Annotated in this window: 23 protein-coding genes; 7 read left to right on the forward strand and 16 right to left on the reverse strand. The window is 69.0% G+C overall.

What is annotated here, in order from left to right; genetic code table 11:
- Positions 1 to 79: 79 nt before the first annotated feature.
- From EV278_RS11065 to EV278_RS23990, 15 genes are all read right to left on the reverse strand, one after another.
- Positions 80 to 1,759 carry a portal protein gene (locus EV278_RS11065; RefSeq protein WP_132090769.1) on the reverse strand — a complete coding sequence of 560 codons (1,680 nt, stop codon included), beginning with the start codon at positions 1,757 to 1,759 and terminating at the stop codon, positions 80 to 82.
- Between the two features lie 22 nt (positions 1,760 to 1,781).
- The gene (locus EV278_RS11070; RefSeq protein ID WP_132090772.1) at positions 1,782 to 1,982 is read right to left on the reverse strand and encodes a hypothetical protein; all 201 of its coding nucleotides are present in this window, start codon (positions 1,980 to 1,982) and stop codon (positions 1,782 to 1,784) included.
- Between the two features lie 54 nt (positions 1,983 to 2,036).
- The gene (locus EV278_RS11075) at positions 2,037 to 3,608 is read right to left on the reverse strand and encodes a hypothetical protein (RefSeq protein ID WP_132090775.1); all 1,572 of its coding nucleotides are present in this window, start codon (positions 3,606 to 3,608) and stop codon (positions 2,037 to 2,039) included.
- A complete protein-coding gene (locus tag EV278_RS11080; protein WP_132090778.1) occupies positions 3,608 to 3,961 on the reverse strand; it encodes a hypothetical protein in 354 nt (117 codons plus the stop codon). The genes EV278_RS11075 and EV278_RS11080 overlap by 1 nt, the downstream gene beginning before the upstream one ends.
- Before the next feature lie 15 nt (positions 3,962 to 3,976).
- Positions 3,977 to 5,548, reverse strand: a complete 1,572-nt coding sequence (locus EV278_RS11085; RefSeq protein ID WP_132090781.1) for a hypothetical protein — start codon at positions 5,546 to 5,548, stop codon at positions 3,977 to 3,979.
- 245 nt (positions 5,549 to 5,793) lie between these two features.
- Positions 5,794 to 6,336: a hypothetical protein gene (locus tag EV278_RS11090; RefSeq protein ID WP_132090784.1), complete on the reverse strand. Its 543-nt coding sequence runs from the start codon at positions 6,334 to 6,336 to the stop codon at positions 5,794 to 5,796.
- Positions 6,337 to 6,872: 536 nt separating this feature from the next.
- The gene (locus EV278_RS11095; RefSeq protein WP_132090787.1) at positions 6,873 to 8,723 is read right to left on the reverse strand and encodes a hypothetical protein; all 1,851 of its coding nucleotides are present in this window, start codon (positions 8,721 to 8,723) and stop codon (positions 6,873 to 6,875) included.
- Complete coding sequence (locus tag EV278_RS11100) at positions 8,720 to 9,226, reverse strand: hypothetical protein (RefSeq protein ID WP_132090790.1); 507 nt, start codon at positions 9,224 to 9,226, stop codon at positions 8,720 to 8,722. Before EV278_RS11100 ends, EV278_RS11095 begins: the two co-directional genes overlap by 4 nt.
- Positions 9,223 to 10,323, reverse strand: coding sequence for a toprim domain-containing protein (locus tag EV278_RS11105; RefSeq protein ID WP_132090793.1), 1,101 nt, complete (start codon positions 10,321 to 10,323; stop codon positions 9,223 to 9,225). The genes EV278_RS11100 and EV278_RS11105 overlap by 4 nt, the downstream gene beginning before the upstream one ends.
- Positions 10,320 to 10,898, reverse strand: a complete 579-nt coding sequence (locus EV278_RS11110; RefSeq protein WP_207905475.1) for a hypothetical protein — start codon at positions 10,896 to 10,898, stop codon at positions 10,320 to 10,322. The genes EV278_RS11105 and EV278_RS11110 overlap by 4 nt, the downstream gene beginning before the upstream one ends.
- A gap of 82 nt (positions 10,899 to 10,980) precedes the next feature.
- Positions 10,981 to 11,151, reverse strand: coding sequence for a hypothetical protein (locus EV278_RS23985; protein ID WP_165916608.1), 171 nt, complete (start codon positions 11,149 to 11,151; stop codon positions 10,981 to 10,983).
- On the reverse strand, positions 11,148 to 11,456 hold the full coding sequence (locus EV278_RS11115; protein WP_207905476.1) for a hypothetical protein: 309 nt from the start codon (positions 11,454 to 11,456) through the stop codon (positions 11,148 to 11,150). The genes EV278_RS23985 and EV278_RS11115 overlap by 4 nt, the downstream gene beginning before the upstream one ends.
- Positions 11,440 to 12,078 carry a hypothetical protein gene (locus EV278_RS11120; protein WP_132090796.1) on the reverse strand — a complete coding sequence of 213 codons (639 nt, stop codon included), beginning with the start codon at positions 12,076 to 12,078 and terminating at the stop codon, positions 11,440 to 11,442. The genes EV278_RS11115 and EV278_RS11120 overlap by 17 nt, the downstream gene beginning before the upstream one ends.
- 3 nt (positions 12,079 to 12,081) lie before the next feature.
- Positions 12,082 to 12,474, reverse strand: coding sequence for a hypothetical protein (locus EV278_RS11125; protein WP_132090798.1), 393 nt, complete (start codon positions 12,472 to 12,474; stop codon positions 12,082 to 12,084).
- A gap of 64 nt (positions 12,475 to 12,538) precedes the next feature.
- Positions 12,539 to 12,751, reverse strand: a complete 213-nt coding sequence (locus EV278_RS23990; protein WP_165916609.1) for a helix-turn-helix domain-containing protein — start codon at positions 12,749 to 12,751, stop codon at positions 12,539 to 12,541.
- 88 nt (positions 12,752 to 12,839) lie between these two features.
- Here EV278_RS23990 and EV278_RS11135 point away from each other — a divergent pair, with 88 nt between their 5' ends.
- Positions 12,840 to 13,451 (forward strand): S24 family peptidase, encoded by a 612-nt coding sequence (locus EV278_RS11135; protein WP_165916610.1) that lies wholly within the window; start codon positions 12,840 to 12,842, stop codon positions 13,449 to 13,451.
- Here EV278_RS11135 and EV278_RS11140 read toward each other — a convergent pair.
- Positions 13,448 to 13,858: a hypothetical protein gene (locus EV278_RS11140; protein ID WP_132090807.1), complete on the reverse strand. Its 411-nt coding sequence runs from the start codon at positions 13,856 to 13,858 to the stop codon at positions 13,448 to 13,450. The genes EV278_RS11135 and EV278_RS11140 overlap by 4 nt on opposite strands.
- A gap of 80 nt (positions 13,859 to 13,938) precedes the next feature.
- On the opposite strand from EV278_RS11140, the gene EV278_RS11145 reads away from it, so the two are divergent.
- The 6 genes from EV278_RS11145 to EV278_RS11170 are packed head-to-tail and all read left to right on the forward strand — an operon-like array spanning position 13,939 to position 15,942.
- A complete protein-coding gene (locus tag EV278_RS11145) occupies positions 13,939 to 14,208 on the forward strand; it encodes a DUF2312 domain-containing protein (RefSeq protein WP_132090810.1) in 270 nt (89 codons plus the stop codon).
- A 3-nt stretch (positions 14,209 to 14,211) separates the two neighbouring features.
- Positions 14,212 to 14,532 (forward strand): hypothetical protein, encoded by a 321-nt coding sequence (locus EV278_RS11150; RefSeq protein WP_132090813.1) that lies wholly within the window; start codon positions 14,212 to 14,214, stop codon positions 14,530 to 14,532.
- 3 nt (positions 14,533 to 14,535) lie between these two features.
- On the forward strand, positions 14,536 to 14,745 hold the full coding sequence (locus EV278_RS11155; protein ID WP_132090816.1) for a hypothetical protein: 210 nt from the start codon (positions 14,536 to 14,538) through the stop codon (positions 14,743 to 14,745).
- A complete protein-coding gene (locus EV278_RS11160) occupies positions 14,742 to 15,104 on the forward strand; it encodes a hypothetical protein (RefSeq protein ID WP_132090819.1) in 363 nt (120 codons plus the stop codon). Before EV278_RS11155 ends, EV278_RS11160 begins: the two co-directional genes overlap by 4 nt.
- On the forward strand, positions 15,101 to 15,484 hold the full coding sequence (locus EV278_RS11165; RefSeq protein ID WP_132090822.1) for a hypothetical protein: 384 nt from the start codon (positions 15,101 to 15,103) through the stop codon (positions 15,482 to 15,484). Before EV278_RS11160 ends, EV278_RS11165 begins: the two co-directional genes overlap by 4 nt.
- 2 nt (positions 15,485 to 15,486) lie before the next feature.
- Positions 15,487 to 15,942, forward strand: a complete 456-nt coding sequence (locus tag EV278_RS11170; protein ID WP_132090825.1) for a hypothetical protein — start codon at positions 15,487 to 15,489, stop codon at positions 15,940 to 15,942.
- The last annotated feature ends 5 nt before the right edge of the window (positions 15,943 to 15,947 follow it).

Here is a 15,947-nt window from a genome sequence, read left to right on the forward strand (position 1 = left end):
CGGTCGATGTAGACGATCCCTCCAGGTGTGATCTGGCGCGAAGACGCAGGCGGGGTCACCGCCTTCTTGACGGGCTTTTTCATGCGGCCATCCTTCCCTGGTCACCGCTGTTGTTCTCGGCCTGGCTCAGGCTGTTGACCGCCTGGGCGCCGTCGCGGGCGGCGGCGGCCGTGGTGGCGGCCACCTGGGCCTCCTGCTCGGCTTGCTGGGCCTCGCGGCGCGCCGCGCGGCGCTCGTCGGTGGCCTGGCGGCTGCGCAGCACCCCGGCCGGGGCGGCCACGGCCTCGGCGACGGCCCGAAGCCCCTCGTCCAGGGCCAGCACGTCCACGCTCTCGGGATCCATGTTCGCGGCGATCTGGGCCACGCCCAGCAACTGGCGGATCGCGTCGACCTGGCCCTGTTGCTGGGCGATGGCCAGCGGGCCGGCATATTCCCAATCCACGTCCACGCCGCTCAGTTGGTCGGGCGGCGACGGCAGCTGGTCTTCGGCCACCATGGCCTCCAGCGTGCGGTCGGCCGTCACCCCCATCAGGTCGCGGTCGACGCTGGGCACATAGGCCACCATGCTGCGGATGCGCAGGTTGCGGCGCTCGATGATCTCTTCGGCCGTGACGTTGCCGTTCTCGCGCAGCTTCATCCAGTCGGTCAGGAAGACCTCTTCCAGGTCGGCCGCCAGCATCTTCATGTAGTCGACGCCGATACCCACATCGCCGCCCTGTTGCAGGTACTGGATGGCGTCTTTCAGGTTCTGGAAGCCCAGGCCGCTCTCGTCGTAATAGTTCACCGCCCCGCGGCGGCGATCCAGCGGCTTGCTCAGGAACCGGCTGGGGGCGAACATCGCCGGCTCCACCCGCCCGGCCACGCCGCGCTCGACGCTGCCCTGCAGGTCGTTCAGCACCAGGGCCGTGGGCAGGGCCCGCCAGGCCAGGCCCGTACCATAGGCGCTGCCCTCTTCCACGCCCAGGCGCGGCACGGCGAACGGGAAGCTGTCGAACCCGTCGACCTCCAGCACCGCCCCGTCGAAATCGGGCGCGATCACCACGCTGGCCCAGGGCTTGCGATCCTTGAACGCCCCGGCCTCGCCGCCGACACGCGGCTTGACCGCGTGCACCAGGGTCACCGGCGCCTGCTGGGTCTTCTCGTCGTCGGCCAGCTTGGCCAGCTTGTCGATCTTGCGGGCCTCGGGATAGCGCTGCACCGCCTTCCAGGCGGGCATGGTCCAGCGATAGAACAGGGTGTCGACCACCTGTTCCTCATCCTCGCCGATCCAGCAGTTGCGCAGCGGCCGGGCGGCGTAGATGGGCCCGAAACCGCGCTTGCGGCCGGTCCACAGCACGCCTGTGCCGAACCCCACCATCTCCAGGGCGACGCGGGCCAGGCTGGCGAAGAACTTGCTCTGGGCCAGCATCATCCGGTCATGCACGGTCCAGCCGGTGTCGGTCAGGTAGTCGCGGCTCTCGCTGTCCAGCTCGGTGTTGCGGCCGGCGGCCACCAGGCCGCGCGACACGTTAGGCAGGATGTTGGGCCGGGTGGGATCGACCAGATAGCCCACCAGCATGGCCGCGCTGCGGTTCAGGCACTCGATCGGCTTGCTGGTGGTCACCATGCGCGGGCGCAGCAGGCCAGGCTGGGGCGTGCAGATGAAGCTCTTGCGCGGCATGAACACGTCGGCGATCTGCTGCATCTCGCCGTCGCGCGTGGCGCGCAGGGCCTGCAGGTGGTCCCACTCCCGACGGATCGCCTTGAAGTCCTCGGCCATGACCGCCCCCCGCCCTTCGCGCTCAGCCGCCGTTCAGGCCGGTCAGGGTGTTGGGGCTGGAGCGGCTGGCCGCCGCCCCCTCGACCATCTGGCCCAGCACCGTGCCGTTGCGCCCGCCGCCCAGCAGCCGCCGGCGGCGGGCGTCGTCGATGCGATTGGCCGTATCGGCCGGATCGGGCGTGGCCACCGGGGCCGGCTGCTTGGGGGGGCGCAGGAAGCTCATGACGCTGAGCTTGCGGGCGGGAAGACGGCGGGGGGGTTAGGGCGGTGGCTGCGCTTAGTAGATCGGCGCGGCGGCCTTATAGGCATGGCCAGTCGGCAACAGAGCCTGAACCTCCGCATCCCAGGCCACCTCGCCCTCATAGAGTTCGACCAGCGCCGGATCGTATCCGATCAGCAGGTTCGCCAGCGAGGAGGTGGAGCTTCGCGTCAGCGAGGTGTCTTCACGGGTGGCGCCGAGCATGATCTGCATCGTCGGGTACAGAGCCGTGGATGACAGGCCGGAGATCGCCGTGGTGGCGACATCGACGCCGTTCTTGCGCAGCCGCGCGGTGCCTGCGTTGAAATCCCAGACCACAGACCACACCGCCTCAACGTTCGTGGTCACGCTGAAGGTGGCGAACGAGTTGTTGGCGTAGACGCGCAGGGAGTTGGTAACAGAGGCCGGAAAGGCCACGCCAATGCCGCGCTGACCCGAGGAAGTCGGCTCGCCGACCGACCAGGCCATGGTCGTGCCGCCGGTCGCCGCGACGAGGTTTCCAACCCAGGCCGCGACGGCTACGCGGCCGGCGCCGGGATAGGTCCCAGGGACCGGGTCCAGGACATAGCGGCGCACCGTGTTTGTCGCGTCACCTGGCGGGTTGTGGTAGTAGCCGTCGTTCAGTAGCCAAACGACGGCTCCGTTGACCTCAACCAGCCCCTCTGGAGCGCCAGCGTCGGTGAACCATTCTCCGACCACGCGCTCACTCCCGACAACCGAATAGTCCAGTTGCCGGATCGCCCCGCCCTGAGCCGAGCCGTTATCGCCGCCCGAATACCAGAGATAGCCGCCCGAGAAGCGCAAATGGTCGATCGCAGTGCCCGCGATCGGCACGGAACGCCCCAGCGCCGCGGTGTACTTGTTGATCCAGTAAAGGGTGGTGTTGTTGCCCGTGGCGCAGGCAACGATGTTCCCAGTCGCTGGGTCAAAATCCGTGCCGTTGACCGGAAACGCCGTGAACGGAAGGGAACGCACCAAGGCGCCGTTCGCAGGGTTCACGAACCAAAAGTTGTTGGCTCCCCAGAAGTAGACGAGATCGTCCACCATGTCGTAGCCAACACCCTGAACGCCAGTCGTCAGGGTCGCGGAGATGGACGCGAGGCTGTATTGCGCCAGTATGGTCGGCGAGTTCAGGTCCGCCGACAGGTGAACAAGCGACGGCGCGGGCGTTGCTCCAGACAGCTCGGTCGGCACGCCGAAATTCATCGCCCAGCGCGTGCCGTCCGGCGCGGTGCAGCCGCCCGTGCAGGTGAAGCCCTTGCCGGCGTCAGATCCCGTCGCGTCGGGCAGCGTAACGACCGTGGTGGCCGTCAGCTTGCGCGGCTGGAGAACGGCGGGGTTCTCCTGGAGCCGCGTGTTCGAGCCCGCCGTGAAGATCATCCGACCGGCGGTCAAGGTCGGCCGTGTCGCGTCCGAGGTCTTCGAGATCAGGCGCGCCTTGCGCCCCGGCACGGTGTTGATCAGCGAGCCGCTGACATTCGCCGAGCGGGCGGACCAGTAGGCCAGCAGCGCTGGGGGGCTAGGCACGGCCTTCTGGCCGGTGCCCGCCGGCCAGCCGAGGGCGATACCATAGGACTTCGGCAGGCTCATCAGCTCAGGCTCGAATAGAGATTGGTGGTGGTAGCCACGGCGCCCAGCAGGCGCACCGAGGCGTTGCCCCCCAGGACGACCCCGACGATCCCGGAGGCGCTCACCGTGGCCGGCGTGCCGTCCGGCTTGGTCGCAATGGCCCAGGTCGCGCCGTCTGACTTGAGGTACTGCAAGCTGACCGTGGAGCCGCCGGCGAAGCTGCCCTGGACGTCCCATAGGTACGAAGCGCCCGGGACGCCGTCGACAGCGCTGGTGTTGGCCCCCGATGCCAGACTTTGGTTGGTGGCCAGCTGATAGACGGTCGGGTCCGCCCGCGTGATCAGGGGGTGGTCGGGATCACTTTGAACCTTCATCGCCTACAGCTCCGCCTATCGGTCGTGGATCACGCCCGGGCCATTCTGCGAGCCGCCCGCATGGGGGGGGATAAACCCGCCGGTCAGGGCGCCGATGCCCTCCAGCCCCAGGCAGCCGTACTCGGCCGCCTCGGCGGGGTGGCTGTGGTCGTTCTTCTCGGGCTGGGGGCTGTAGACGCTGCCGGTCTTCTTGTAGCTGAAACCCCCGCCCAGGGCCTGGATCAGATCCTGGCAGTGCTCGGGGTCGAGCAGGAAGGCCTCTTCGCCCGGGCCGGCCTGGGCCTTCAGCAGCTTGCTCAGGGCGGCACGGCGGATGGTCGGTTCGTTGCTGGCCGCCAGGCGCGTGGTGACCCGGCTGTGGGCCTGGATCAGCTGGGCGTAGCTAATGGACTTGTCCAGGGCGGTCCTGGCCTTGGCGGCCGGGTCGACGGTGATTTCGGCGGGCAGGCCCTGGAACTCGGTGTCCAAGATCCGCCGCACCTGGCCGCAGCCGGTGGCCAGGTCGATCTGGCTGTCGCGCGGGGCGATCACCCGCAGGCCGCGCACCTGGCCGCTGAAGCTGCGCTGATAGAACACCGCCGCGAACTTCAGGGTGTTGCCGCCGTCCACGCCGATCCGCACCGGCAGGCCGCGGTCGATCTCCAGCCGGCGCTTGGCCACGTGGCGCAGCGGGTCGAAATACGCGTGCACCGGCTTGCCGTTCAGGCTCCAGCCCGGCTTGCAGGCCAGAAGGCGGGCGACGTCATAGTCGTCCATGCCGCCGCGGATCAGGTCGCCATAGTAGTCGGGCGAGATCTTGCGCAGATTGTGCAGGTTCTCAGCCATCGGGTTGGTCGAGCCGTCATCGAGCACGCCGGGCGGCTGACGGTAATAGCCGTCGCGGTTTTCCATCCGCACGTAGAAGCGATCATGGAACCAGCTGCCGATCACCGGCGAGTTGGTGTCGCCGAACACCCCCTTGTAGGCGGGCTCCCAGCCCAGGGCGGCGGCCTCGTCCGGATCCCAGCGGTCTTCGGGCTCGGGAAAGCGCCCCACCCGGTTGGAGGCCTTCGACAACAGGTTTTCGGCCGGGTGGGTGGTCAGCTCGGGCAGCCAGAAGGCCGTGGATTCCCGGCCCTTCATGAAATCCTCGACGTCTTCGTCGTTGATCGCCCGGAAATCGACCTCGATATGCAGCATCCCGCCGTCGGGCGAGGCCAGCTCGAACTTGTGTTCCGCCGGCCGGCTGCGCGTGCCGCCCCAGCCGCCGCTGCCGTTGGCGTTCTTCCAGCCCTGGTTGTAAACCTTCAGGTAGCTGGGGATCGCGGTGTCCCACAGCACTGGATAGGTGGGCGCCACCACGGTGATCTTGGCCCGCCGCTCGCCAACCCAGACCTGTTTGCCCTGATATTCGGCCTTGCGCAGGTTTCTGCGAGGGCTAGGGTGCTGCCAGAGAGCGACGCGGAGAATTTTGCGGGCCGAGGCCTGCGTTTTCCCACCCCCAGTAGGCCCCTCGATCACGCACAGGGGCACGCGCGACAGTTCGTAGGCCCGGGCCACAGGCCCGGCCACGTTCGTCCAGTCGCTGATATGCTCCAGTGACGCCAAAAGCCTCTTCCCCGACCCCGACCCGTTTCGATGTGGTCAGGTTGGGCTCGCCCGGCAGCCGGGGGGCTTGGCCAGAAATTCGAGGCGATCGCTCGGAAGACCCCCCTTGAGAAGATGGGGCCGGCCGCGATTTGGGGGGTGGGGGTGGTCGAAGGCCCCCGGGAGGTGCCCTGCCCAGCTTGACCCGCTGATTTTCAATCAGTTGGTCGAGATGGCGCAAACCCTTGCGCTACAAGGGCTTGCTGTCAGTCGTGAGAGTTTGGGCGTGAGAGTTGCGCTGGGACTAGATCGTTAAGCCCTTGAAATTCCACGTCTTCGCTCAGCGCGGCCATCGGCAGGGCGGCCACGGCGTCGGGACCGTCCGGCAGCACGATCAGCGGCAGCGGCGCGCCCTCCCGCGGGGCCTCGGCCTGCGGCAGGCGCTGGTGGACGTAGGGCAGCAGCTCGCGGTTGGCGGTCAGCATCATGGCGTAGGCCTGGTCGGGCGAGATCGACAGTTCCTTGGCCACCACCTTGGCCTTGCGCATCTGGGCCAGCACGCCGGGCGACAGGCCCAGGGCCTTGGCCTCGGCCCTGCAGGCCTTCACCTCCCGCGCCGTCGGCATGCAGAACTCGGCCAGCTGCTGGCCAGGCGTCCGCCCGTCATAGGTGTGGACCAGGATCGCCTTCAGATCGCCCGACTTCTTGCCCAGGGCGCCCTTTGGCCGGCCTCGCCGCCGCGCCGCCGGCTCGGCCGCGCTCGCGCGCGAAACGCCGCCTGGGCCAGGGCTGTCGAATAAATCGGGCATTATTTAATCCAACCGGTCCAACTTCGGGTCAGGTTGGACCGATTTGTGCATTTTTTCGAGCCTTTTCAGAGAGATGAGAAGGTCAATATCATCATCCTACCGTCCTACCGGTCCAACCGGCCTCTTCCTACGTGCGAGCATTTCGAGGGGCGCTATCAATCTCACACACGCGGGCGCGACGGTTGGACCGGTAGGATGGTTGGATGAGGCTTGAGCCCTTGCCGGGCAAGGCTTTGCGTCCAACCTGGCTCCGGTTGGACCGGTTGGACGCCGTCGGGCGGCTCCGCGCCCTCTTTCTTGTATCCCCGGGATGGGTCGGGGGAGGGTTAAGGCCCTCAATTAGCGTCGGCGAAGGGGTCCGGGCGCGGGCCTGGCGGCCCGACCGCAGACCCGTATCGGGTCAGGGTCCAAGGGGTTGGAGAAGCGGAGCGACGCTGTAGCGTCGCCCTTCATGCGGGTCTGGCTGGAGTGACGGCCGCACCGCCCAGGACGGGCGCTGCGCGCGTCCTGGGCTGGCCGTCACCTGCCTGTGGGCTTCAGGGGCTGGAAGAGGCCGAGGACGGCCCAAACACCGCGCTCAGGCGCACCAGCACGCCCTTGCGCTCGCGGTCCAGGCCTCGGCCGCACACGCCCGCCCAGGCCACGTCCTTAGGGGCTTGCAGCATGGCGCTGGCCCAGACGCCGCCGGCGCCCGGCCGGCCGCCCCATTGCGTGCCCGAGAACAGCCGGCTGACCTCCGGGTGGGTGCTGGGAATGAACAGGCGTGCGTTCTCCCATGTATCGGCAGCGCCCTTGGCGAAGCTGATCGCCAGACCCACGTCATTGGCCCGCTTTTCCAGGTCATCCAGGTGGTTCTGGTCCCTGAAGCCCTGGATGTACGGCCCCAGGTTCTTGTGGGCGTAGGTGCGCAGGGCGTCTGGCTGCACGTCGACCAGGTGGTTCAGGCACTGGCGCCAGTTGGGCGCCTGGCCGTTGGCCTCGGCCAGGATCGATACGTCCAGCGCCTTGACCCAATAGTCCAGCATGCCGGGGTCCGGGTCAGCGTCGTGCAGGGCGATGTGCCAGGCGGCGATCATCGGCCCGAACTGGTCGGCGCTGCGGCCCGTGTGGCCGCCCACCTCGATCAGGGCCTTGCGATAGGCCTTCAGCGTCCGGGCCCAGCGCGGCCAGCCGTCGATCATCCGACGCAGCAGGGCCGCACCCACCTTGTGCGGCTCCAGCCCCTCGAACAGGCCGTCCACGGCCGCCTTCTCGATCGGCCGCAGAGCCAGGATGGCCAGGCGCTGCTCGTCCTGGCCGCCCAGCGGCGGGTGGTTGATGGCCGACAGCACGAACGCGCTGCGACACTCGTATTCCCGCGCCACGCCCTCGCTGCTGCCGCGGCTGATCTTGCCGCCGCTGGCCGCCGTGCGCACCAGCTTGATCACCACGTCGGCGGCGCGGGTGTCGGCCTCGCTCTCCAGCTCGTCGACGCTGACCGGCACCACGTCGTGCTTCAGCCGCTGATACAGCGCCGGGCCCGTGGTGTTCACCGACGACACCAGCCCCCGGCCGATCACCGCCGCCATCAGCTTCTGCAGCGTGCTCTTGCCCGTGCCGGCGTCACCGGTCAGGAACACCATGGGCCGCCAATCCAGGGCGCCGCCGATCATCGCCGCCGCGATCCAGCCGAACAGCAGCCGCGCGTCCAGCTCGCCGCGCGTCCAGTTCCAGGTTTCCAGCAGCATCATCAGGCTCTCGACCTGGCCCGGGTCGGCCGCCGCCGGCTGGGGGCTCATGATCGGGGTGCGGGCCGGAAACACCCAGTCGCCCAGCTCGCCCGGATGCTGCCACTTGCCCTGGAACAGCACGCGGCTGCCGGCGTGATAGATCAGGCTGCCGTCGCTGTGCAGCCAGGCCCCGCGCCCGCGCACGCGGTCGACATCGTCGAACACGCCCTTCCAGGCGCAGGCGTCGACAATGGCCTGGCGGGCGTCGTCGGCCTCCCAGCCCACCACGGGCCGCTTGCCGCCCTTGGCCGCCTTGCCGAAACGCGGCCAGGCCCATTCCAGGAACGCGCTGCGACCGGCGAACAGATAGCCGATCGGCCCCTTGCCGCTGCTGCTGGCCTTCAAGGTCGAAACCTCGCCCAGGGTATCCAGCAGATAGACCACGTCGCCAGCCTTGCCCAACGGCGCCACCGGGCAGCCCTCCGGCAGGCCCGTCACCCGGTCGAAATGGCCGCCCTCGCGCCAGGCGCCGGGCTCCACCACCTCCTGGCCGATATAGCGCGGCTCGCCGGCCTGGGGATCGCCAGCCGCCGCCTCGCGCAGCTGCTGCAGCTCCACCTCGTCCAGATCGAGTTCGCGGGCGATCTCCGCCAGGCGGTTGTTGGCGGGCGGGCTCATGCGACGCGACCTTGCTGAGCGCCAATCGCGGGTTCGGCTGCCGGCATGGCTTCTGGCAGCATTTGAAGGGCATGAAGACCACCAGCAGTCTGGCCCACGTCGTCAAAACCCGCCGCGAGGAAGCACTGCCCTGGACGCGCGGTCCGAGAGCGACCGCGCGCCGTCTTGGCGGCGTCCACAAATGTCACCATCCCGAGCGATGGCGGCTCCCCGTAATAGGCCCGCGTCGCGGCCACGGCCTGGCGGATCAGGTCAGACGAAAGGCCTGCACCTTCGTTACGAAAGGCCGCACACATCCAAGCCCCTGCCCAGGCGTGCTTAACCCACTCCGCCTTGGGCCAGCCTGTGACCCAGTACGCCCGCCCGGTTGCAGTCAGCGCTTTGAAAACAACGCAGCTGCCGGTGGCCACGAACTGCGTCGCGCCAACTGTCTGACGCGAATAGTGACGGTCGGCGATCTCGCGCGCGAACGGGTCCGCTCTCCAGGACTGCTGCCAAATCACCCACGCACCCAATCGTTGAAGTCGTTGCCCACGGCCGCGCCCACCACCTTGAGGGGGCGGCCGGCGGCTTGTGAGCGCCAGTGTTGTTCCACGCGCTCGAAGGCCTTCAGGGCTTCGGGCTTCCAGTCGTTGTCCTTCAACAGGATCACGGCGCTGGCGCAGGGGGGCCATTCCAGCAGGCCCATCAGGCTCAGCGATCCGGCCGCCCAGGCGCGATAGTCGGGCCGCGCCACGGCGCAGGTCAGGGTGGTCTCGATCCCCTCGCCGATCAGCAGCGGGTCAAAGCGTTTGCGCTCCGCCGCCTCGCTGGGGCTCATCAGGCTGGGGCCCTGGGTCAAGCGAATGGCCGCGCCGCTGATCTGACCGCGCATCTTCTTGGCCGGGGTCACCGGGGCCTTGCCGCCGCCGTCGGGCGCCAGCCAGGTCAGGTGCAGACCCGCCAGGCTGGACCGCCGCGTCATGTGGCTGACCATGGCCGGCCAGGTGGTCACCTCGCCCGTCTCGTCGTCCAGGTGGTCGCAGGCCGGATCGAAGCGCAGGGCGCCGGGGATCTTGGGCAGGCGCGACAGGTCGATGCCCCGCGCCTGGCGCAGATAGGTTTCCGCCAGCGTGCCGGCGATCGGCTCCAGGCCCAGCCAGTACTTCAGCAGCTTCTGGCGGCGGGCGCTGGCCTGCTCGCCGTTGCGGGCCTCGGCGGCCTTGCGATTGGCTTCCTCGCGGGCCCGGTCCTGGTCGGCCTGGGCCTTGGTGCGTACGTCGCCCTTGCCCCAGCCCAGCCATTCCAGGCACCACCAATAGGTGCTCATCTTGTCGGCGTGGCGCTCGCAGCGGGCGACCAGGTCGAAGATGTCGCCGCCGTCCTTGGTGGCGAAATCGTGCCAGCCGCCGGCGTCCAGGCCCGGCACGTCGCGCACGGCGATGTTGAAGCTGCCCGGCCGGCGATCGTCGCGCCAGGGGTTCACCGGCCAGATGCGGCCCTGGAAGTCAGGGCGCGACTGGCCAAAGCCGAAGCGGTCCAGCAGCCGCGGCAAGGTCTGCTGCATCGCGGCCTTGACCACGGGCCAGGCGTAGGGGAGTTCGCGGCGGGAGGCGGTCATGCGGCGGCCCTCGCCGCCGTGACCTGGGCCAGAAGCTGGCGGCCCAGGAATTCGGTGTAGGCCGGCGGAATGGCCTGCGCGATCTCAGCGCGCGTGGCGGGCCAGTCTATGCCCATGGCGGCGGCGCCGTCCGCACGACGGAAATTGTTCCCCGCCACGCAGATCATCTTCGCGCCCGCCGCGAACGAACTGTAGCCACGGCCCGCGTTCGTGCTGCCCCGAACACGAGGTGTGGGCCGCTGGGGCGTCAGGGCGAAGAACGAGCACTCGAACAGACGGCGGCGATACACCCGAAGGCCGAACATCGGCCCATCCAGAACGACAGGGTCGATCAGCGGCGCACCGACGACATTTTCAATGATGTACGGCTTGCCGCTTCGGACCAGCAGCGCGCGGGTCGGCTCGATCAGGTCGAGGTGTCGACCAGGGCCGTGAATGTGCACCGTGGCCGAATGTTCCTGGCACGGAGGGCTCGCATGAATGGCGTCAAAGCTCGCCAGGAATGCAGGATCGAGCGTCATGACGTCGGCCTGCCGAAATTCGAACGGGTACGACGGGCGCGGCTCGATATCCACGCCAACCACGTCGAAGCCAGCGAGATGGTAGCCGTAGCCCGCCCCCCCGCGCAGCAGAACAGGTCCAGAAGCCGCGGCCTACTCATCGCAGCACCTCGTCGCCGGGTTCGAAATCTTCGTCGAGCTCGCGGCCCTCGTCGGCCGCGTCCAGGGCGTCGAGCATGTCGATCGCCGTCTCGGCGACGTATTCCAGCCAGTCCCTAAGGGTGGCCGCACGCGCTCTGTCGCAGGCCAGGCGGAGGCGCGTGCTCATGCCCGCGCCTCCGCCCGCCGCGCCGCGGCGTTCCTCAGCCGGTGCTGCAGGTCATAGGTGTTGTGGCAGCGCTGGCACCACGCCCTCAGGTTCTCGTCGGCGCAGTTCTCCGGCGTATGGTCGAGGTGGGCCGTGGTCAGAACGACGCGCGAGCCGGTCACCGGGTGCGGCTCGCCATGCTTGGCCCGGCAGGCCGGATACATCGGCGAGCCCTCGCAGCGCCAGCCGGCGCGCTCTTTCTTGCCGCGGCTGATCGCGGGCCAGTCGGCGGGATAGCGGCGGCGGTTTTCAGGACGGATCGGCATCAGGCGGCCCCTCGCTGGCGGCGCGGCCCAGCAGCGCCGCGCCCTGGCCCGCCTCGACGGCGGCCAGCTGGGCTTCGGTCTGGTCGCACAGCCGCCGCCAGGCAGCCTGGGCGTCTTCCTTGCGGGCGATGGCCGACAGCATGGCGTCCAGCTCGGGATCTAGCGCCGACAGCAGCGGCGGCGGGGCGGCGCCGGCCTGGGCGGCCAGGCGGCGCGCCCCCTCCAGCTCGCGCCGCGCGGCGGCATAGGCGCGGCTGGCCAGGCGCAGCTGGATTTCCGCCGTCAGGGCGTCCAGCTCGATCGACAGCGGCCCATCCCCGTCGCCGCGGGCGTCCTCGACCCAGCGCACGTGCTCGCGGATGGTCTTGCGGGTCAGGCGCGAGACGTTGGCCAGGGCGTGCTGGCTGATCTCGGCCGCCACCTGGGCCAGGTAGCAGCTCAGCCGCCGGGCCCGGATCAGCTCCAGGCCGGCCCGCGTCTCGCCGCCACCGGCATATTGCACGGCCGTCAGCCGCACCCCCTCATGATCGGCGACCACGGCCGCCACCACCATCCACCGCCCCCGCGCCACGGCGTAGGCCTCGGGCTGGATCTTCCGTTCGCTGCTGGCGCCCCCCGACATGGCTCAGTCCTCCATGTCGTCGATGTCGCGGCGCTTTCGCAGGGCCGGCGGCGGCGCCATCAGCTCAGGGCGGAGCATCAGCCGGTTGATCGCGCCCGCGGCCCGGCTCACCGGATTGACCCAGCCGTTGGCCAGGCTGGCGTGGTCGGCCAGCTTGTCGGCGTTCTCGGCGCGTCCGGCGTCGTCCAGGGCCACGAAGGTGGTCGCGAACTTCCACAGCAGGATGCAATGGCCGCGACCCAGGTCGTCGGCGGTCGGCGGCACGGCCTTGCCGGCCTTCTTGGCGGCGCGGCGCAACCGCGCCACCGCGCGAGACGGCTTGCGGGCGACGGCCCAGGCCTCGGCGACGAAAGCCCGCCAGGTGGCGGCGTCGGTCTCTGTCCAGAAGACGGTCATGACGCCACCGCCTCGCCGCGATCGGCGTTAACGATGTTTTCACGTGGAACAGCGTTCGGCGTGTTCATTGGGCCACGCCAATCATGTCTTCGGCGGTCAGGGGGGCGCGTTCACGCTCCGCCAGAGCCAGGACAGCGCCCTGGTGCTCGGCTGGGATCAGGCCGCCGCCACGGTTCGCCCACTTGTGAACCGCGTCCGTCGTCAAATCGCAGGCGTGAGCAATTTTCTTGACGCCCAGGTGGCGTATGGCCTTGCGCGCTGGAGCTTCGCCGTCCATTGATGCGATCCTGTCTAGACGTTTCGTCCAGACGAGGCATCAAGTGATTTGGTCAAACGCGCAACTGCGACATGAAGACAATTTGTCCATGCTCTATCGCATGGACATTTCCGATCTTCCCGAACGCCTGCGCCGCATCGGCAAGAAACAGGCCGACCTGTCGCGGTTCACGGGCATTGACCCATCGAGCCTGACCAAGACCATCAACGGCACCCGTCAGCTCAAGGCGGACGAGCTGCTGAAGATCGAGGAGTTCTTCAGCACCAGCGGCGCCACCTCCGAAACCCCCGTCGCCAACCTGGCCGGGCGTCGTCGCGCGCCGCAGACCCGCGTGCCGGTCTATGGTTACGCGGCTCCCCAGGGCGACGAGCACATCAGCTTCAGCCCCGACAAGATCATCGACTGGATAGACCCACCGCCGTTCTGGTCCGGCGCTGGTGATCTGGTGGCCGTCCGCGCCCTGGGCGACAGCATGGAGCCGCGACTATTCGCCGGGGAGATCGCCATTGCGCATATAGGCCTCAGCCCAGGCCGCGGCCGCGATTGTCTGATCGAATTCACCGACGGAACGGTTCAGATCAAGGTCTACAAGAGCCAGAAGGACGGGCAGGTCTTCGTCCAGCAGTTCAACCCGGATCGGCTGATCTCCATTCCCGCCACCAAGGTCCGGGCGCTGCACGCGATCACCTGGCGAAACTAGAGCACCGGCCCCAGATTCCACGCCACGAGCGCCAACACGGCGAAGACGCCCTGCACGGCAAGGGCGTCACGGATCACGTCAGGCCAGCTGTCGTGCGACCTATAGCCACGACTCCAACCGCGCGCTGCGGTGGAAATGTCGAAAGCCTCGCGAGCCGCCGCCTCCTCATCAGGTGATAGCGGCTGCTTTTCGTGGCTTCGGACGACCATGCACGACGCCGCACCCAACACCGTACCGGCCAAGACATACGACATCGGTCCGAAGGCGTAGCTGCCGATCAGACCGAAGGCCGCTAGCAGCGCCAGCGCGAAGAGGGGCCACGGCCCGTAGAGGCGTTCCGAGCGCATGCCAAAAGCTTCACACACCGACGCCTTGCCATCTATCGCCATTTGTTCCACGTGGAACATAGACTTGACGTCTAGACAAAATCGACACAGGTTCCATTCCGTCATCGCGTTTCACGCGAAACACCAACGGGAGGGGCCACGTGTCCGACGCCAACACACCGCATGCCGACGTGCTAAACAGCACCGCGCAGGGCCAGCTGAAGTCGATCATCGACCGCGTCGAGCGGCTGGAGACCGAGAAGGCCGCGATCGCCGATCAGATCAAGGAGGTCTACGCCGAGGCCAAGGGCAACGGTTTCGACGTCGCCGTGCTGCGCAAGGTGGTCGCCCTGCGCAAGATCGACCGCGCCAAGCGCCAGGAGGTCGACGCGATCCTGGATCTCTACCTCTCCGCCATCGGGGAGGTCTGAGCCGTGGCCAAGCCCAAGCCTACCCTTCACTGGGGCATCCTTCGCGGGATCTACGGCAGCGAACGAGACGTCATGCGGGTCACCAAGCAGACCGACCGCCAGGTCAGCGGTGTCCGTCGCGGCGACATCACCGCCATCACGGTCAAGAGCGACCGCGTCCTGGCCACCTTCGCCACCGAGGAACTGGCCCTGGAGGCCATCGAGCGCGAGCGCCAGGTTCGTGAGGCCTGGGAGCCCCGTCGCCGCGAGGCTACGGCCAACGAGGTGCGCGTGCACCGCGAGGCGCGCGAGGCTTGCCTGGCCGCCCTGCGCGGGGAGGTCTGAGCCGTGGCCCCCTACAGCCCGCCGCCCCGCGATGACGACGTCGTCGCCTGGGACAGCCGCCGCGGCGTCTTCCTGGTCCGGGACCGCCCGGCCCCGCGCCGGGGCGAGCCCGCCACCCTGGGCGAGAAGATCCTCGTGCTGGCGGCCGTGAACCTGTGGTTCTGGACCGTCGGCCTCAAGGGCGCCCTGGCGATCTGGGAGCGGCTGTCATGAGCGCCCCGCGCTTCGCCCTGGGCCAGGGCTTCCAGCCCGACGCCCGCTGCGCCGACATCGCCGCCCTGGTCGACACCCTGCTGGACCGCCTGGCCGACGCCGGCCACGTGGGGGCGTCGATCAAGCTGCGCGACTGCAACGTCGCCCGCGACGCCCAGCACGCCAGCGGCCCCTGCCTGTCGGTGGGGATCGTCGGCGCCGACGGCGCCATGCTCGAGCACGGCTTCGCCTATCTGTTCCTGCCGCCCGTCGCCGACCAGCACGACCTGGTCGCCCGGGCCCTGGCGCCCACCGGCTATGTGCGCGTGCGCCGCACGGCCACCGTCTTCACCCTTTCCGATCACAGGAGGGCCGCATGAGCGCCGCCATGCCCCGCCTGGACCAGGCCTGGGCCCGCTCGGTCCAGGTCGAGATCGACCGCCACACGCCGCACGCCCGGTTCCTGACCGGCGTCCAGAGCGTCGCCCACCACCAGATCGACTTCGGCCTGGTGGTCAGCGTCACCGCCCTGCCGCCCGGCAGCCTGGAGCCCGACTGGCTGGTAACCGGCGAGGGAAACCTGCTGACCGCCATGGGCGAGCGCACGTGGAACAGCCTGCTGACCCTGGCGCAGGAACTGGCAGACCACCCGGCCACCCACCTGGACGGCTTCGCGGCCGTCTTCCTGCACCCCAAGGCGATCACCGCCGCCCGCGAGGCCCTGCTGGCGCCGCAGGGCGGGAAGAAGGAGGCAGCTTAGCCATGACCGCCCTCGAACACGCCCACCCGCGCGGACGGCCGCCGGGCAGCAAGACCCAGCCCAAGCCGCCGCCGCGCCCATGGCTGGCCGCCCTGCTGGCCAAGCCCGGCGACGCCCCGGTCGAGGCCGCGCCCAAGCCCACGCTCAGCCTGTCGGAGACCGCATTTCGCGTCGGCCTATCCGACTGGCGGTTCCGCAAGGTCTGGGAAAAGTTCGTCTCGCGCCGCGGCTTTCCCTCGCCCCTGCGCCAGCCGCCCGAGAGCAACTACGCCTGGGACACCGCCTCGGTCGAAACCTGGTGCGCGCGCCGGGCCACCGGCGCCCAAACCGCCCCGGCCGACAACGACGCCGGTCCGACGGCCGAACCGACGCCGCCACCGGCGCTCGCGCCCCACACCAACCCCACCCTTCAGCGCCAGCGCAACGAACTGGCCGCGATGATGAAGAAAGGAGCCTGACCGCC

Origin of the sequence: Caulobacter sp. BK020 (genome assembly GCF_004342605.1) — a bacterium.
GTDB lineage: Bacteria > Pseudomonadota > Alphaproteobacteria > Caulobacterales > Caulobacteraceae > Caulobacter.

Bases quoted from the DNA above. Each gene is read 5' to 3' on its own strand.
- EV278_RS11065 (WP_132090769.1), bottom strand. From the start codon at position 1,759: ATGGCCGAGGACTTCAAGGCGATCCGTCGGGAGTGGGACCACCTGCAG.
- EV278_RS11070 (WP_132090772.1), bottom strand. From the start codon at position 1,982: ATGAGCTTCCTGCGCCCCCCCAAGCAGCCGGCCCCGGTGGCCACGCCC.
- EV278_RS11075 (WP_132090775.1), bottom strand. From the start codon at position 3,608: ATGAGCCTGCCGAAGTCCTATGGTATCGCCCTCGGCTGGCCGGCGGGC.
- EV278_RS11080 (WP_132090778.1), bottom strand. From the start codon at position 3,961: ATGAAGGTTCAAAGTGATCCCGACCACCCCCTGATCACGCGGGCGGAC.
- EV278_RS11090 (WP_132090784.1), bottom strand. From the start codon at position 6,336: ATGCCCGATTTATTCGACAGCCCTGGCCCAGGCGGCGTTTCGCGCGCG.
- EV278_RS11095 (WP_132090787.1), bottom strand. From the start codon at position 8,723: ATGAGCCCGCCCGCCAACAACCGCCTGGCGGAGATCGCCCGCGAACTC.
- EV278_RS11105 (WP_132090793.1), bottom strand. From the start codon at position 10,323: ATGACCGCCTCCCGCCGCGAACTCCCCTACGCCTGGCCCGTGGTCAAG.
- EV278_RS23985 (WP_165916608.1), bottom strand. From the start codon at position 11,151: ATGAGCACGCGCCTCCGCCTGGCCTGCGACAGAGCGCGTGCGGCCACC.
- EV278_RS11115 (WP_207905476.1), bottom strand. From the start codon at position 11,456: ATGCCGATCCGTCCTGAAAACCGCCGCCGCTATCCCGCCGACTGGCCC.
- EV278_RS11120 (WP_132090796.1), bottom strand. From the start codon at position 12,078: ATGTCGGGGGGCGCCAGCAGCGAACGGAAGATCCAGCCCGAGGCCTAC.
- EV278_RS11125 (WP_132090798.1), bottom strand. From the start codon at position 12,474: ATGACCGTCTTCTGGACAGAGACCGACGCCGCCACCTGGCGGGCTTTC.
- EV278_RS23990 (WP_165916609.1), bottom strand. From the start codon at position 12,751: ATGGACGGCGAAGCTCCAGCGCGCAAGGCCATACGCCACCTGGGCGTC.
- EV278_RS11135 (WP_165916610.1), top strand. From the start codon at position 12,840: ATGCTCTATCGCATGGACATTTCCGATCTTCCCGAACGCCTGCGCCGC.
- EV278_RS11140 (WP_132090807.1), bottom strand. From the start codon at position 13,858: ATGTTCCACGTGGAACAAATGGCGATAGATGGCAAGGCGTCGGTGTGT.
- EV278_RS11160 (WP_132090819.1), top strand. From the start codon at position 14,742: ATGAGCGCCCCGCGCTTCGCCCTGGGCCAGGGCTTCCAGCCCGACGCC.
- EV278_RS11165 (WP_132090822.1), top strand. From the start codon at position 15,101: ATGAGCGCCGCCATGCCCCGCCTGGACCAGGCCTGGGCCCGCTCGGTC.
- EV278_RS11170 (WP_132090825.1), top strand. From the start codon at position 15,487: ATGACCGCCCTCGAACACGCCCACCCGCGCGGACGGCCGCCGGGCAGC.